Annotated in this window: 16 protein-coding genes; 6 read left to right on the top strand and 10 right to left on the bottom strand. The window is 47.5% G+C overall.

Annotation, left to right across the window (positions count from 1 at the left end; translation table 11 throughout):
- Nucleotides 1–89: 89 nt before the first annotated feature.
- From R2103_RS06285 to R2103_RS06270, 4 genes are read left to right on the top strand one after another with little or no spacing between them, the layout of a single operon-like run.
- Entirely contained in the window at nt 90–1,571 is a 1,482-nt protein-coding gene (locus tag R2103_RS06285; RefSeq protein WP_317530634.1) for a cobyric acid synthase, read from the top strand.
- Nucleotides 1,568–2,098, top strand: a complete 531-nt coding sequence (gene cobU, locus R2103_RS06280; RefSeq protein ID WP_317530633.1) for a bifunctional adenosylcobinamide kinase/adenosylcobinamide-phosphate guanylyltransferase — start codon at nt 1,568–1,570, stop codon at nt 2,096–2,098. The genes R2103_RS06285 and cobU overlap by 4 nt, the downstream gene beginning before the upstream one ends.
- Nucleotides 2,095–3,168, top strand: coding sequence for a nicotinate-nucleotide--dimethylbenzimidazole phosphoribosyltransferase (gene cobT, locus R2103_RS06275; RefSeq protein ID WP_317530632.1), 1,074 nt, complete (start codon nt 2,095–2,097; stop codon nt 3,166–3,168). The genes cobU and cobT overlap by 4 nt, the downstream gene beginning before the upstream one ends.
- On the top strand, nt 3,113–3,769 hold the full coding sequence (locus tag R2103_RS06270; RefSeq protein WP_317530631.1) for an alpha-ribazole phosphatase family protein: 657 nt from the start codon (nt 3,113–3,115) through the stop codon (nt 3,767–3,769). Before cobT ends, R2103_RS06270 begins: the two co-directional genes overlap by 56 nt.
- A 91-nt stretch (nt 3,770–3,860) precedes the next feature.
- On the opposite strand, the gene R2103_RS06265 is transcribed toward R2103_RS06270, so the two are convergent.
- The 10 genes from R2103_RS06265 to R2103_RS14370 all read right to left on the bottom strand — a co-directional run bounded on the left by R2103_RS06265 (nt 3,861) and on the right by R2103_RS14370 (nt 13,301).
- Nucleotides 3,861–5,840 (bottom strand): CopD family protein, encoded by a 1,980-nt coding sequence (locus R2103_RS06265; RefSeq protein ID WP_317530630.1) that lies wholly within the window; start codon nt 5,838–5,840, stop codon nt 3,861–3,863.
- A 63-nt stretch (nt 5,841–5,903) separates the two neighbouring features.
- Nucleotides 5,904–6,305 (bottom strand): copper resistance protein CopC, encoded by a 402-nt coding sequence (locus R2103_RS06260; RefSeq protein ID WP_317530629.1) that lies wholly within the window; start codon nt 6,303–6,305, stop codon nt 5,904–5,906.
- A gap of 118 nt (nt 6,306–6,423) precedes the next feature.
- Nucleotides 6,424–6,996 (bottom strand): hypothetical protein, encoded by a 573-nt coding sequence (locus R2103_RS06255; RefSeq protein ID WP_317530628.1) that lies wholly within the window; start codon nt 6,994–6,996, stop codon nt 6,424–6,426.
- 64 nt (nt 6,997–7,060) lie between these two features.
- The gene (locus tag R2103_RS06250; RefSeq protein WP_317529823.1) at nt 7,061–7,645 is read right to left on the bottom strand and encodes a hypothetical protein; all 585 of its coding nucleotides are present in this window, start codon (nt 7,643–7,645) and stop codon (nt 7,061–7,063) included.
- Nucleotides 7,646–7,805: 160 nt separating this feature from the next.
- Nucleotides 7,806–9,068, bottom strand: coding sequence for a methane monooxygenase/ammonia monooxygenase subunit B (locus R2103_RS06245; protein WP_317529822.1), 1,263 nt, complete (start codon nt 9,066–9,068; stop codon nt 7,806–7,808).
- The gene (locus R2103_RS06240) at nt 9,068–9,892 is read right to left on the bottom strand and encodes a methane monooxygenase/ammonia monooxygenase subunit A (protein ID WP_090322876.1); all 825 of its coding nucleotides are present in this window, start codon (nt 9,890–9,892) and stop codon (nt 9,068–9,070) included. The genes R2103_RS06245 and R2103_RS06240 overlap by 1 nt, the downstream gene beginning before the upstream one ends.
- A 168-nt stretch (nt 9,893–10,060) precedes the next feature.
- Nucleotides 10,061–10,867 carry a methane monooxygenase/ammonia monooxygenase subunit C gene (locus R2103_RS06235; protein WP_090322878.1) on the bottom strand — a complete coding sequence of 269 codons (807 nt, stop codon included), beginning with the start codon at nt 10,865–10,867 and terminating at the stop codon, nt 10,061–10,063.
- Between the two features lie 389 nt (nt 10,868–11,256).
- Nucleotides 11,257–11,499 carry a hypothetical protein gene (locus tag R2103_RS06230; protein ID WP_317530627.1) on the bottom strand — a complete coding sequence of 81 codons (243 nt, stop codon included), beginning with the start codon at nt 11,497–11,499 and terminating at the stop codon, nt 11,257–11,259.
- A gap of 153 nt (nt 11,500–11,652) precedes the next feature.
- Nucleotides 11,653–12,864 carry an NAD(P)/FAD-dependent oxidoreductase gene (locus tag R2103_RS06225; RefSeq protein ID WP_317532065.1) on the bottom strand — a complete coding sequence of 404 codons (1,212 nt, stop codon included), beginning with the start codon at nt 12,862–12,864 and terminating at the stop codon, nt 11,653–11,655.
- 59 nt (nt 12,865–12,923) lie between these two features.
- Entirely contained in the window at nt 12,924–13,301 is a 378-nt protein-coding gene (locus R2103_RS14370; protein WP_411172605.1) for a twin transmembrane helix small protein, read from the bottom strand.
- A 16-nt stretch (nt 13,302–13,317) separates the two neighbouring features.
- On the opposite strand from R2103_RS14370, the gene miaA reads away from it, so the two are divergent.
- Nucleotides 13,318–14,277 carry a tRNA (adenosine(37)-N6)-dimethylallyltransferase MiaA gene (miaA, locus tag R2103_RS06215; protein ID WP_317530626.1) on the top strand — a complete coding sequence of 320 codons (960 nt, stop codon included), beginning with the start codon at nt 13,318–13,320 and terminating at the stop codon, nt 14,275–14,277.
- A 247-nt stretch (nt 14,278–14,524) separates the two neighbouring features.
- On the top strand, nt 14,525–14,812 hold the full coding sequence (locus tag R2103_RS06210; RefSeq protein WP_317530625.1) for a BON domain-containing protein: 288 nt from the start codon (nt 14,525–14,527) through the stop codon (nt 14,810–14,812).
- Nucleotides 14,813–14,857: the final 45 nt, after the last annotated feature.

The raw sequence follows: 14,857 nt of genomic DNA, 5'->3' as shown, positions 1-14,857 counted from the left end.
AGCCCGATTATTTTCTTTACATGGCAACGCCCGCAACACCCTTGGATTCTCATTCAGCGTCACTTCCCTAACGTTGCGGAATACCCGCGATGAACTCGCAAACACTGATGGTTCAGGGCACCACGTCGGATGCCGGAAAAAGCATGCTGGTCACGGCGTTGTGCCGCTGGCTGGCGCGTCAGGGCGTGCGGGTAGCGCCGTTCAAACCGCAAAATATGGCGCTTAACAGTGTCGTCACCGCCGATGGCGGAGAAATCGGCCGGGCTCAGGCAGTGCAAGCCTGGGCCGCCGGACTGGCGCCGCATACCGATATGAATCCAGTATTGCTGAAACCCAATACCGACAAAAATGCGCAAATCATCATTCACGGCCATGCCATCGCCAACATGGACGCGGATGGCTTTCACGACTATAAATCGATTGCACTGAAAGCGGTGCTGGAATCGCATACGCGGCTCAGCAATCAATACGAACGGATTATTGCCGAGGGCGCGGGCTCACCAGCGGAAATTAATCTGCGTGCCCACGATATTGCCAATATGGGCTTTGCCGAAGCGGTCGATTGTCCGGTCATCCTCATTGCCGATATCGATCGCGGCGGTGTATTCGCGCACTTCGCCGGCACATTGGCATTATTGAGTGAGAGCGAGCAAGCGCGTATCCAAGGTTTTGTCATTAACCGCTTCCGCGGTGATAAAAAATTACTCGATCCCGGATTGGATTGGCTGGAGCAATATACCGGCAAACCGGTGTTAGGCGTTTTGCCTTATTTGCAGGGCTTACACCTGGAAGCCGAAGACGCTTTGCCCTGTTCCGCTACTTCAACCGTATCGCCGGAGCAGAAACTTTTCCGGATTATCATTCCGGCGCTACCGCGCATCAGCAATCATACCGACTTCGATCCGTTGCGTTTGCATCCACAAGTACACGTGCAATTTATCGGCCCCGGCGAAACCATTCCACCGGCGGATTTAATCATCCTGCCTGGCTCAAAAAGCGTTTGTGCTGATCTGGATTGGTTATGCCAACAAGGCTGGGAGCAAGCAATCTACCGCCATTTGCGCTACGGCGGGAAATTGCTGGGCATTTGCGGCGGTTTCCAAATGCTCGGTAAATTGATTCACGATCCCACCGGTCTTGAAGGCAATGCCGGTAGCGCGCCAGGATTCGCTTTTTTTGATATGGAAACGACACTGGCAGCAAACAAAATTCTGCGCAATTGCCAAGGACACTTATCTTTGAACGATGCAACTGTGACAGGTTACGAGATCCATGCGGGAATCACCACGTATCACACGTGCTATCAACCGCTTATCCATTTAGCACAAAGTCAGGATGGCGCAATCAGCAGCGATGGTTTGATAGCTGGAACGTATTTGCACGGCATTTTCACATCCGCTGCCGCTTGCCGCGAGTTACTGGCCTGGGCCGGATTGCATGCGCAGGTGGAAACACCCAATTACCAGACGACATGTAATGCCGCCATCGACAGGCTGGCGGATTGTGTCGAGCAATACCTGGATACCGCACGGTTGAACCGGTTGCTCAACTTGCCTGCACAGGTATCATGACATCCGGTCGGACTTTGATTTTGGGCGGCGTGCGTTCCGGCAAAAGCCGTCTGGCGGAGCGTTTGGCGCTGGAGAGTCAATTGCCGGTCACATACATTGCCACCGCAACTGGCGAGGACGATGAAATGCGCGCAAGAATCGCTGCGCACCGGATACGGCGCCCTAATCATTGGCAAGTCATCGAAGAACCGCTACAACTGGCTTCCGCATTGACGCAGCATGCCAACAATGAATGCTGTCTATTGGTTGATTGCTTGACACTCTGGTTGACGAATTGGTTGATCCACCCAGAAGTCGAACGATTCGATGCCGAACGCGCGGCATTCCTCACTGCCCTCTCCTTGGTAACCAGCAAACTGATTTTGGTCAGCAATGAAACGAACATGGGCATCATCCCGATGGGCGAATTGAGCCGCCGCTATTGTGACGAAGCCGGTAAATTACATCAAACAGTGGCACAACATTGCGATCAAGTCATTTTAACCGTTGCCGGTCTGCCTCTGGTGCTCAAAGGAGAACCGCTATGACACAACCGGCTACCCTTCATTGGCTGAGCGCTCCTCTGGCCGTTGCCAATCAGGGAATGCGCCAATTGGCGGAACAACGCCAGGCACAACTCACCAAGCCACCCGGCTCTCTTGGCCGCTTGGAAGAACTCGCGATCCGGTTGGCGGCATTGCAAAACACCCTGCAACCCGGTGCCGATCGCGTGCACATCGCCATATTTGCCGCCGATCATGGTGTTGCCGCCGAGGGCGTATCAGCGTTTCCACAATCGGTTACCGGTGAGATGATCAAAAACTTCACGCGCGGCGGCGCAGCCATCAATGTTTTGGCGCGCACATTGAATGCTTCGCTGGAAATTATCAACTTGGGAACCGTACACGATACGCAAGCGCTGACCCATGTGCGGCATTGTTACTTGGGGCCGGGTACAGCCAATTTTGCTCATCAACCCGCGATGACATGGAAACAACTAAGCCAAGCATTCCAAGCGGGTTTTGAAACCATTGAACGCGCACAGCAAACTGGCCAGCAGCTCTTTATCGGCGGTGAAATGGGAATCGGCAACACCACTAGCGCTACCGCGTTGGCGTGCCTTCTACTGAATGAACAACCGGCACTACTGGCCGGGCGCGGCACCGGATTGGATGAGCAAGGCATCGCGCATAAAATAACAGTCATCGCGCGCGCATTATCGTTGCATCGGCCGCAAGTAGATTCGCCATTGGACGCATTGCGCCGCGTTGGCGGATTTGAGATTGCCGCATTGACGGGGGCTTATATCCATGGCGCGCAACTGGGCTTGCCGCTGCTGATTGACGGATTTATCAGTACGGTCGCGTCATTGGCCGCTGAACATATTGTTCCGGGCTGTAAAGACTGGTTTATTTTTTCCCATCAATCTTCCGAGCTGGGACACGCGCTCGTGCTTGAAGCACTCAATGCCGATCCGCTCATCGATTTGCAGATGCGCCTTGGAGAAGGCAGTGGCGCAGCCGTGACGCTGAATCTGTTGCGCATGGCATGCAGATTGCATAATGAAATGGCGACATTCTCCGAGGCGCAAGTTTCGCAACAAAACGAGCTTCCATAGTACTTTGACGACTTCGATTGATTTGCTGCGGCACGGCGTAACTGAAAACAGCCAGCGTTATTGCGGCAGCACGGATTATCCGCTGACTCAGCTCGGCTGGACGCAAATGTGGCATGCTGTGAACAGTCAATCGACTCAGTGGCAGCACATCGTTACTTCGCCTTTAGCACGTTGCGCGGACTTTGCGCATGCTTTGGGACAACGTTATTCGATTCCCGTCACTCAGGATGATCGTATCCGGGAAATACATTTTGGCGATTGGGAAGATCGATCAAGTGCTGAGTTGATGCACACCGATGCCGATGCTTTATCCCGCTTCTGGCAAAATCCCCTCGATTACCCGCCGCCTAATGGGGAACATTTGCTGGATTTCAAGGCACGTGTTTTAACAGCTTGGGAAGATATTCAACAGCGATTTTGCGGGAAGAAGGTTTTATTGATCACGCATGGCGGTGCCATCCGGATGATCGTCTGCCATATTCTGCATCACCCGCTCGAACGAGTGCTTGATATAGATGTGCGTCATGCCAGCATCCGGCAGGTGCGGATAGATCATGCTAAAGCTTATCGTGTCACGCTCGCCCCTGATTCTTCCGTATGATCAGAGCATCTCTGCATCCGTGTAATGACAGAAATTACCGAAGCACTTATGCTGATGATTCAATTTCTACTGATCGGTGAATAGCAATCGGTTAGCGGACAAAATCTTCCGGATACGGTATTTTCATATTTTCGCGATTCAGCAAACTGATTTGCTGATAGAACTTATCGATATCGGACCAACCGGCTTGATCGATTGATGGCATCCAACGCGCGCGCATATAACCGTTCCGGTCGATCAGAAATTCCATATGATCAGGATGATTTTTCCCCCGCCCGATAATATCGGGATGCGTCAGCGTCCGGCGCGACAGTGCATAGCTGGCAGCTATCTCGGCCGCACCTTGCGTAACAATCGGGAATGGCAATTCAGTCGCGATTTGAGTTAACTCAGCAGCGGCAAGCTCATTTGACGGCACTGCCAATACAGCGATATTTTGTTCACTGAAGCGGTCATACGCTTGCTTTAATTGCTCGATACGATCCTGGGATTGCGGCCATGAGAAAATGACCAGTAAAACGGCTTTATTACCGCGAAAATCCTGCAATGTGCCGCTGTCGTTATTATTTTCCGTGTAAGAAAAGAGCGGCGGTTTTATATAGGCTTTATTGGGTATGATTTCCGGTGTTAAAATCCGCGCCTGATAACCTCTCGATAATGCATGCACATAGTTCACCAGATCCCAGCGATCCTCTTCGGATATTTTTTCCGCATAACCCGGCATATCGGTATTAACCATTCCATAACTAATCCAATTGTAGAAATCTCCCGGTGTATGCTCTGAGGTATGCGGTTCGGTTAACAGATCGGGAAGTTTTGTCGACAGCGTTCGTGACTTGATGCCATTGCCCATTCCTTGATGACCATGACATTCAACGCAGTGCTGATTAAACAAAGCGGCACCATTCGCTATAGACATTGCATCAAAAGGTACCAGCGGTCTGCGATAAGTTTCTGGATATGCTTGGATTGTCAACGGCGGCAAAGCAATGGCAAGACCGGATGCCAGCAATAGCGCGGGAACACCGACCAAACGTTTGAATCCCCAATTACGCAGCTGGCCGAGCTGAATTACTCCTGCCGCAAGTATCAGAATGAAAATTCCAATCCATACTTGAACGGCCACATTCGGCTTATCCCAGGTTGCCAGGATTGAAAACCGGAATGGGAAGGGCCAGTTTTCAATCAGCGCATGTTTTACCGGCGTTGTATTGGCAAGTACGGTTGCCAGGAATAGCAATAACAACGCCAGGACGAATTCAATGCGCACCCATTTTCTTATTCCTGTTTTGCCAGGGCTCGCATTATCGAGTTGTGAATCGCTTGCTAATAAAGGTAACCAATGTGCACGGACTCGAGCTGCGATTAAGAGAATGATACTGAGGATAAATATCTTGATGCTTAGTAACCAACCGTAGGGTGTCGCAACCAGTGCGGCATAATAGCCGTCGAAGATGCGATCGGCTACAGTGATTCCGGTCAAAATAATCAATAGCATCACTGGTAATGCGATTGATGAGAACCGCATCAACGTTTTATATTCCAGCGCGTCGCCACGCTTAGCCTTGGCATTTTTGTTATTCTCATAAATCAATAGCAAAAAAGCCGGCAATGCTCCAAACCAAACACCAGCTAGAATAATGTGCAATGCATAAGGGAAAACCGCCAATACAGATAATTCTTCAGCCGCGACATGGCTTGCTAGCGAGCCTGCGATCAAAGGAAGAGTGGCAGCAAAAGCAACTAAAATATACTGCCAGCGTGCTTTGGGAGATTTACGAAGAAAAACAATGATGAGTAGTAGAAATACCGCAGATAACGTCCGCCAGCTCCATATTTGACCAACGCGCGTATCACTGATGAATCCTAACCAGACATCCCGCTGCCACAGATTACTAACATCCCCGGTAATTTGAACTAAGGATGTCATCAGCATTACCACAAGACCGATGGGTATACTGATAGCCAGCCATGGGAACAAACGTTCCAATCGCTCAATCCATGCTTCCAGGTAAGCTCGTTTCCCAGTATTTGCGATAGCTAAAAAGATACAGCTACCCAATAAAATCATGTTTGCTGCAAGTTGAAACCAACGTGCAATTGCTGCGATAACTTCTATCATTTTGCTACAATTTTATTCTTTTACATTGAAATCAAAACTTGATTCAATGACATGACCATCAACCGACATCACACGATATTTTACAGTGTAGCGCCCCGATCCTAGCTGCGGCAAACTCAAGACAACAGATTTTGGATCATCTGCAACACTTTCAGGGTTATTTTCTGTCATTGAATTCTTATTGGAGTCGAGTACAGTAACGGCTGCATAAGACCCTTCTATTTTTTCATTAAACCAAAGCCGCACTTGTTTGGGTGGTATGGAAAGTGTAGCTCTTCTGGGTGGATCGGATTTAATTAGCGCTGCATGCGCCATCACTGATTTTGCTTGAAATGCAAAAGAAAACATTAACACCAGAGACGCAAGGACTGCTATCTTTTTAATAACAAACTGTATTGATGGCTTTTCTTGCACAGCTTCCTCTCAATTTTTCAGATTAAATATATTTTTCGCTGTTTGATTCTTCCAGCAAGGGTGAGTTCCATACGCAACTCACCCTTGATCTCACACCAGCATTCGATACAAACTACGCTTAGTTTTGATTAGCAGATTTACGCTTGCGCAAGAAGAAGAAAGCGGCAACAGCTAGAACCAGCACAACCGGTGCAATAATCGCCGCTTTCGGGGTCGGACGGCCTTCACCTACCGAGAACGGAAAGCGTGATACATAGTCCTGCGCTCCACCCGTCACCGTCACCAGCCCTACAAACTTGCCTTTCTCCGGAAAGGTGTGATCTACCGTAATCGATGCCGATGGGTATACCTTCGGTGGTAAGTGGAATACTGTGATCTCGTCCAGATTCGCTTCCGATCCCGTGTCACGAATAATCCGCACTTCTGTCTTCAGCGGCCGTAACTCTTCCTGGATATAGTCCAGTGCGATCACGGTCTTGCCTGTTTCCGGTATGTCTTCACAGAATTCTTCTTCCTGCGATAAGGGTTGGTAGCCAGTAAAGTGCATCCGGTACGGTCCTACCGTCAATACGCACATGTCTTCAGCCAGTGCCAAACCACCGTGCGCTTGTGCTTGTGAGGTAAATATCATACCTGTTGCAAGTATAACCGCGAATAATGCTTGTTTCATTTCTATGAGTCTTGCTGACATCGTTTGGATTTCCTGTGTCTATAAATGGTTAGTCTCTAATATGCTCTGTTTGCTATCAGATTGTTCAGTTCTTGTTGGCCCGGCGCGTTGCCAGCCAGTCTCTGAAACGTCTTGACCGGATGAGTTTATACCCAAGTATTGTGGTCAGCAATAGGCCGACTGCCGGTCCTATGGTGGCTCTGAATACTTCGGCATAGTTGATCATTTCCACCCGTAAATGATATTCATAGTTTAGTGGCGGTACGCCTTCGGCAGTAATCAATACCAGATATTTCCCTTGTTCGAGGGGGCTTTGCGTGCTGATCACGCCGTCCTGATACATCGCCGCGTGCAGGTTGGTGACCGTGTCCCCTTCGCCAGCTTTGCTGCCTTTCATAACCTTTACGCCTATCGGCATCTCACGCAGTGCAGGGTCTACTAAATCTATCACGAGTATGGCATTGCCCGCTTTGGGTATTTCCGTGCAGTAATGTCCTTCTTCGTTTACTTGTGGCTGATAAGTACTGAGGTGAATCATGTTCTCGCCGATCCGGCGCATGCAGTTGTCTTCTTCCATCGCTACTTTACCATGTGCACCAGCTGTGCCGGCATACAGTGCCATAACAAGTGTAAAGACTGCTGTCCCCGTTTGTGCTATTTGCCTGACCACGACAAATCCTCCTCTTGGATGAGCGCCTCTAATTTTGCCAATTCTTTTGTCCGCATTCTTTTAATACCCTAAATTTTTACTCTTTTCTCTACCGATAAAAAAAACCGGTACACCGGCTGTCTTTCGACAGTGGTGTACCGGTGTTGATACTTAACTTCTCTTACAGTTTGGTAAAGACTGGAATTACCGCGCCAGCAATACTGTTGATATAACGATTGCCTGCTTCATCCCAGGTCATCAACAATCCGCCAAAACGGCTTTCAGGGTCACCCAACAGAGCCATCAAACGTTGCACTTCCCACAACGCATCTTTGGCTTCCATCTTAACTTCACGGGTTTCTCCAGGTTGAACGCCTCTGTCATCATCCATCGATAAGCCGGTTGCTACCAGTTCTCTTGGATAGTCAGGATCCAGGTGTTTGCGGCCCAGTTCGTTCACAAAGCGTACGCCCGCTGTCGTGAATTCACCAATGTTAACCGCTGTGTCACCGTTGTTGGTGATTTCCATCGTTACACGCAGTGCACGGCCAGGTACGTCGTAGTTAGCATGTGTTACTTTGATTGCAACTGGGTTCGGTGCAATCGGTAACGGTGCTACTTTCGATTCGCCAGCTTGGATCGGTACTGTGTATGGGTGTACGCTTTCGGTGTAACGATAGCCGCCCCAAACAATCGCGCAGGTCAGTATTGCAACTGCCAGACCTACTTTTCTGTCCGTTGGGGAGGTTAACAGTTCGTCACCATACGCCAGCAATACGCGGCTACGTGGCAGGAACATCGGTTTCGCTACAAAGTAGCCAATCCAGAAGCAGCCTAAGCCTAACCATACGATGTGCCAGAATATACCGTTGCTGAAGTTGAATGTTTCCAGGTCGATGGTTTTACCAGTCAGTGTGGTTACTGGGTTGGTAAAGTCATCCCAGCTGCCGGAGATGTTCATCCATGAGGCTGGACCTGCAATAGGACCTGCATCTTTGATGTTTACCATCGCGTGCATGTGGTGACGTCCTGGAATACGGGCTTTCAGTCTGACTTCAAATGCATAGTCACGGCCAATTTCCAGAGGACCTGAAATAAACGTTGGTTCGCCGTTCAGTTTGGTGCTTAAACGTACAAACACCGGGCTTGGGCTACCTACGTTAAAGAAGGCGCGGGTTGGTTTACCTACCGCACGTGGCCAGTCTTCAGCTAAGTGAAAGTTACCAGTCATCGTCGCAATGTCGTTGACTTTGGTGACTTTCGGTTGCCATTTCAAGTCGTACCATTGAATACTACGCATACGCAGGAACGGTTCTTGTGAGCGTTCACCGTGTGCCGCTGCTGTCTTAACATCTAACGTCAGCGTCATCGCCAGCGATGCCGCTCCAATCGCTGCTCCATACAGGCCTAATACGCCCAGTTTAAATATGCTTCTTATATTCATTATCTAATCCCCTGTGCAAAGCCTTTTTCACCAAACGCGGTTACGTCGTTCTTCATTGAGATGCGTCCTCTTTCTCCTTTAACATAGTAGAAAGCGGTGCAGTACAGTTTGCCAAAGTACCACCATACGCAGAACATCAGCATGGATACGAACGCTGCGAAGAACGCTGCAATCACTGTGGTGTGTCCACCAAAGGTGCGCAGTGAGCCTTGCTCAATCAGGCGAACATATTCAGGTGTACCGGTACGTACGTACAGGAAACCTGTGTAGTCAGCTACTGATAACAGTACGCCTTCTACAACCACTGGTAAGTGGGTTGGGCCAAATATCGGCCAGTTGCCTGGGTAGAAGAATAATCCAAAGAAGCCGCCGCCTAACAGTGCTGTGATCAGCCAATTACCGGTCAGCAACATGATTGTATCCATCATCAATGCACCTGGAATCATGGTCGATGGCAGTACAAAGTTGATCGGATAGTGTGACCACCAGTAGAAGCCCCAGTAACGGGTCAGCCATTCACCTACTAACAGGCATACGATACAGAGTGTCGCGCCAAATGGCAGGCGATAGTTTACCCACAGGTAATACATCAGTGCTGCACAGTACATGATACCTACAATCGGTGTTACTACAGGCCACCATTGACGGTCTTTCCAATCCAACCAGAAATCCCAGTCTCCTGCTAACAGCATGAAGTGCATGTGATAGGTTCCTACCAGCAATATACACAGAATCGGAAAATATACCGCATCTATGTATCTGGACATCTTGACCGCTTCCGGCACCATCTTGGCCGCTGCTAAAATTTCGTCTGTTCTACTCACTAGACCCTCCCTTCTTCATTTCGTGTGATATTAAATTATGAAAACTTGACGATTCCCTTGCTTCTTTTTGTCGTCTGCTTATTGCTCGTTTTCATTACTGCATAGTAACTTAAGTCTTCTTATCCTTCCGCCCGTATCACAGGCGGGAAGGATGTGCTGCATTCAGAATTAAGGAACGATACGGTTGTTCAGAATGTCTCTGCTTGAGCCGTTCCAGGTTACATCAGTCAGGTTCGAGTAACGGGTGATGATTTGTGCTGCAATACCACCCGAGAATAAACCTGCCCAGCCCAGAATCACAAAGCCCCAGTGCAGTGGCGCGCTGAACAGTTCTTCCATGAACCAGAATGCGTGACCCCATTCGTTCAAACCTACGTTTGGCAGAATCATCAATGGGCCAGCAATTGCCATGACCAATGGGAACGATGTGCCGCGGCTGTACAGTGGCAGACGGGTCATCGCGTACAGGTATGATGCTACGCCACACACGATGTACATTGGGAATGAACCGTAGAACACGACTACGTGACTTGGGGTGAAACTGGTGTCACGAATAATCACTTGGTGCCAGGATGCGTCTTGTTCGGTGAAGAAGCTGCCGCCCCAGTAAACACCAAACAGATACACGCCCAGCCACATCATCCAGTAGAAATAACGTTTGATTTCCAGCTTGGTGTCTAAGTTGTCCAGTTGTTCTTTGGTGTCACGGGTTTTCAGGATCCAACCCCAGGTTACTAACGCAAACAAAGGCATCAGGGTCATGTGTACGCGCCACAGGCCCATCCATACTTTGTCAAATTCCGGTTCCATCGAGTCCATACCGTGTGAGTATGCAAACGTTCTTTGGTACCAGATCCAGAATATCGCTACCAACAGCATTGTTAACATGCCCAGTTTGTAGTACTTCGAGTCGTACCACAGTGACATGTCATAGCTTGCGCTTGATGCACTTGACGTGCCGTAAGTTGTTGCCATGTTTCTACCTCCTAACTGTTAATCAAAACTACTTCTCGTTCTTTTACTCTTCTACTTCTAATACTAATTAATTAGTACTGCTTTTATCTCGGCAGTTAAATTAACCTATTTTCTACCCTTAATTTAACCACACCTCTCAGGCTAGTCGACCTTACCCCTCAAAGTCAAGTCATTTGTCATAAAATCTCCTCCCTCCCCCAAGGGATTTAATCCCCTACCCCTCTCATTTCCCCTTTATCTACAAGGATTAATTATCAGTACCCCACACACTGAAGATTTTAGAAAAATTAATTATCAGTTGCAGAACTTGACCTTCCGTTTATCACAAAAACGATCCTTTAATGTATTACGCACATTCTCATAAAGATATCAAAAAAATTTTTCTTTTTTCATTTCATTGTACTTACAACTGAAATATTAACTATGAACATTAAAATTCCGAGTATTAGCCAATTTCTTTCTGCTTTCTTTGCAGCCGGATTGTCCTTCTTATAAAAGGTATAACCCATGGCAACCCCAATGACAGGAAAAAGTATAGTACCGATAATAATCGCTATATTTTGCCTACTTGAAACGACAGGCTTTCCATTGTCAGCAATATTTTCGTTTTTCTCATCAATGATTGTTTTCATATTTTCAAATAGTAAAAGCTATGTTATAAATATAATCTATTGTAAATAAATGAATTACTGTATATTTGTTTAAATTACCTCAACTGCGAAATTTACTCTATATTTCAATCGGTAAGTTATACACAAACCAGAAAAGATATCTGCACTTATCAATCAAACAGCCTGACCAGCTGCATACCCTGATGACCAAGCCCATTGAAAATTATATCCACCCAGCTGACCGGTGACGTCAACCACTTCTCCGATGAAATATAATCCCGGTACATTCCTGGATTCCATTGTTTTAGAAGATAATTCATGTGTATCGACACCACCCAATGTTACTTCCGCCTTCTTATAGCCGATTGTTCCACTGGGCACAATTTGCCAGTCATGAATTCTATCCGCCACTTGACGTAATTCATTGTCACGAAATTGATTCATTGGTTTTGTCATGATCGACAGCTCAGCAAAGTTCGCCACACACCAGATCTGTACAAACCGTTTGGGCAAATAGCGCGCCAGCAAATTTGATAGCATCAATGCACTTTGCCTATATTCCAAGAAAATCTGTTGTGCATTCTGCTGTGGCAATAAATCAATATGCAAGGGTTTACCCGTTTGCCAATAGGAAGAAATTTGCAGGATAGCCGGACCGCTTAAGCCCCGGTGAGTAAATAAAACATTCTCACGAAACGAAACACCAGCGCAACTGACGGCGGCATCGACTGATATTCCCGAAATATCTTTAAAACCTGCAAAATCTCCGGCGCTAAAAGTCAAGCCTACTAAACCAGGACGTAACGATGTCACACGAATACCAAATTGATCGGCTATTCGATAACCCAATGCGCTGGCACCAATTTGCGGAATGGATAAGCCACCCGTCGCAATGACCAGTGAATCCACAGCAACGATATTGCGTTCGGTTGTGATCAGGAATTTGTTCTTGGCGTATTGTTCATCGATACTGTCAGAAACGCGTTCAATCCGCTGTACTTGGGAAGGCATTTGCCAGTCCACACCAGCCTTCGCACATTCATGCTGCAACATATCGATGATCTGTTGCGAGCTGTTATCGCAAAACAATTGCCCTAATTTTTTTTCATGATAGCGAATGCCATGTTTTTCAATCAGTGCAATAAAATCTTGCGGTGTAAAACGAGCTAATGCGGAACGGCAAAAATGCGGATTAGCGGAAAGATAGTTTTCCGCAGTGGCATGCCTGTTGGTGAAGTTGCAGCGGCCACCGCCGGAAATACGGATTTTTTCAGCCAGCTTTCGCGCATGATCGACCAGTATGACGCTGCGACCTCGTTTACCGGCTTCAATCGCACACATCATGCCGGCCGCGCCTGCGCCGATGATGGCGACATCTTTGGAAATTTTTCTCAAGGCCACTGATACAACAAGCGCATCAATATTCCTTGAATACTGCAATCATTTTAATCAGTAACCATATCCAAGCAATCAGCTGCCATATCCAGACAGTCAGTATCCATATTCAAACGGTACGATATCATCATGACAATAAATAAAAAAAGCGACAAACCAATACGGATGCTCAAAGATTTGACCATGCGCGTGGAGTTACCTTTATCGTTATACATGTAATATAGTGCAGATCCTAGACTATATAATATGAAGATAAATAATACGGCAGCAAAGATTTTCAATGGTTTGTTCCTAGAAAAATTAAATTCACCAAAGTTTAGCCGAGTTTCACTGATTGTCCAATGGCTATTTAACGATAAAACGACAATAATCCATGGCATCCCCAAAGCTATTGTTTCTTTAACCGATGCCTGACTTTTTTCATCCAACTACCACATCACAGCAATGCAAAATTCATTCGGGTTGCCACCTGCTATTTTCTTGATGGGTCCGACCGCCAGTGGTAAGAGCCGGATTGCTTTGGATATCGCGGAAAATTTCCCAGTTGAAATTATCAGCGTGGATTCCGCGCAAGTGTATCGCCAAATGGACATTGGGACCGCAAAACCCGATCAGGCGACACTGAACAAAATACCGCATCACCTGATCAATCTGATCGATCCGGATCAGCATTACTCTGCCGCACAATTCCAACAGGATGCGCTTCGCATCATGCATGACATAACCCGGTGCAATAAGATTCCATTATTGGTGGGCGGCACCATGCTGTATTTCCGGGCTCTGCAGGAAGGTCTTTCTCCGTTGCCTTCCGCTAACCCGGATCTTCGCCAGAGACTGGAAAACATGGCGCAAGAACTGGGCTGGCCAGCCATGCATCAAAAGCTTGCGGAACTGGATAAGGAAACTGCTGCACGAATCAAGCCCACCGACAGTCAGCGGATTCAGCGCGCACTTGAAGTATGCCACCTAACACAACAACCGATGTCCGAAATTCTAAAAACACCCCGGCAAAGTAATTTTCCTTTCCGGGCCATCAACATCGCACTCATTCCCAGTGAACGGAGTCAATTGCACCTGCGCATCGCACATCGTTTTGAAACGATGTTGAAGCATGGTCTTGTCGATGAAGTTCAAGCAATTCGCGGTAAATTTTCTTCACTCGGTACTGAATCACCCGCGATGCGCTGCGTCGGCTATCGTCAAACCTGTCTTTACCTGGATAACGAAATAACCAGCACTGAATTACATGATATGGGCATAGCCGCCACCCGCCAATTGGCCAAACGTCAGCTCACCTGGCTTCGCGGCATGAAAACCAGTACAGTGCAAGAATTCGATTGCCTGGCTAACAATTTGTCCGCGCACGTACAACATTTTTTGCAAGCAACGATTGAAAAAAATTGATGTAGTATGGGAAAACGCTTGTTCTCGATACTTTTTGCATAAACCGGCTTGTCTAGCTGCGGCTTGTAGCGTTATGATTCCATACTACGACAAGGGATAAATATCATACCTCACTAAAAATAACATGACATAACGCTTTCGTCGTATTTAACAATACTCGAATTTAATTTCAGGAAATCATCGATAGGATAGAAACATTATGCAAATGCGCATTCATTTATTCACTTTAATCATACTCTTGATAAGTATGATTATATTGATCGGCTGTGAAAACTACGCCGAAAAAACACACGAATCCTGGATCACACCGCCGTCCGGCCCGGTTTATGACGATTCGACCATTTTCGCGCGCATTACACAGGCGATACAATCGGATCCTGTGTTACAAGGCGCCAACATCGATATCAAAGTACAAGACGGCAATGTCGCCTTAAAAGGCGCTGTCAGTAACGAAGATCAAGTCACGCGCATCAACATGCACGCCTGGATCGTGGACGGCGTGAAAAAAGTCGACAACCAAGTGACTATCAGATAAATACCTATCAATAAAAAATCCCCTGAACGGGGATTTTTTATTGTG

This window comes from Nitrosomonas sp. Is24, assembly GCF_033063335.1.
Classification (GTDB): domain Bacteria; phylum Pseudomonadota; class Gammaproteobacteria; order Burkholderiales; family Nitrosomonadaceae; genus Nitrosomonas.
Note: the sequence above shows the minus strand (reverse complement) of the source record. Positions and strands in the feature narration are given on the sequence as shown.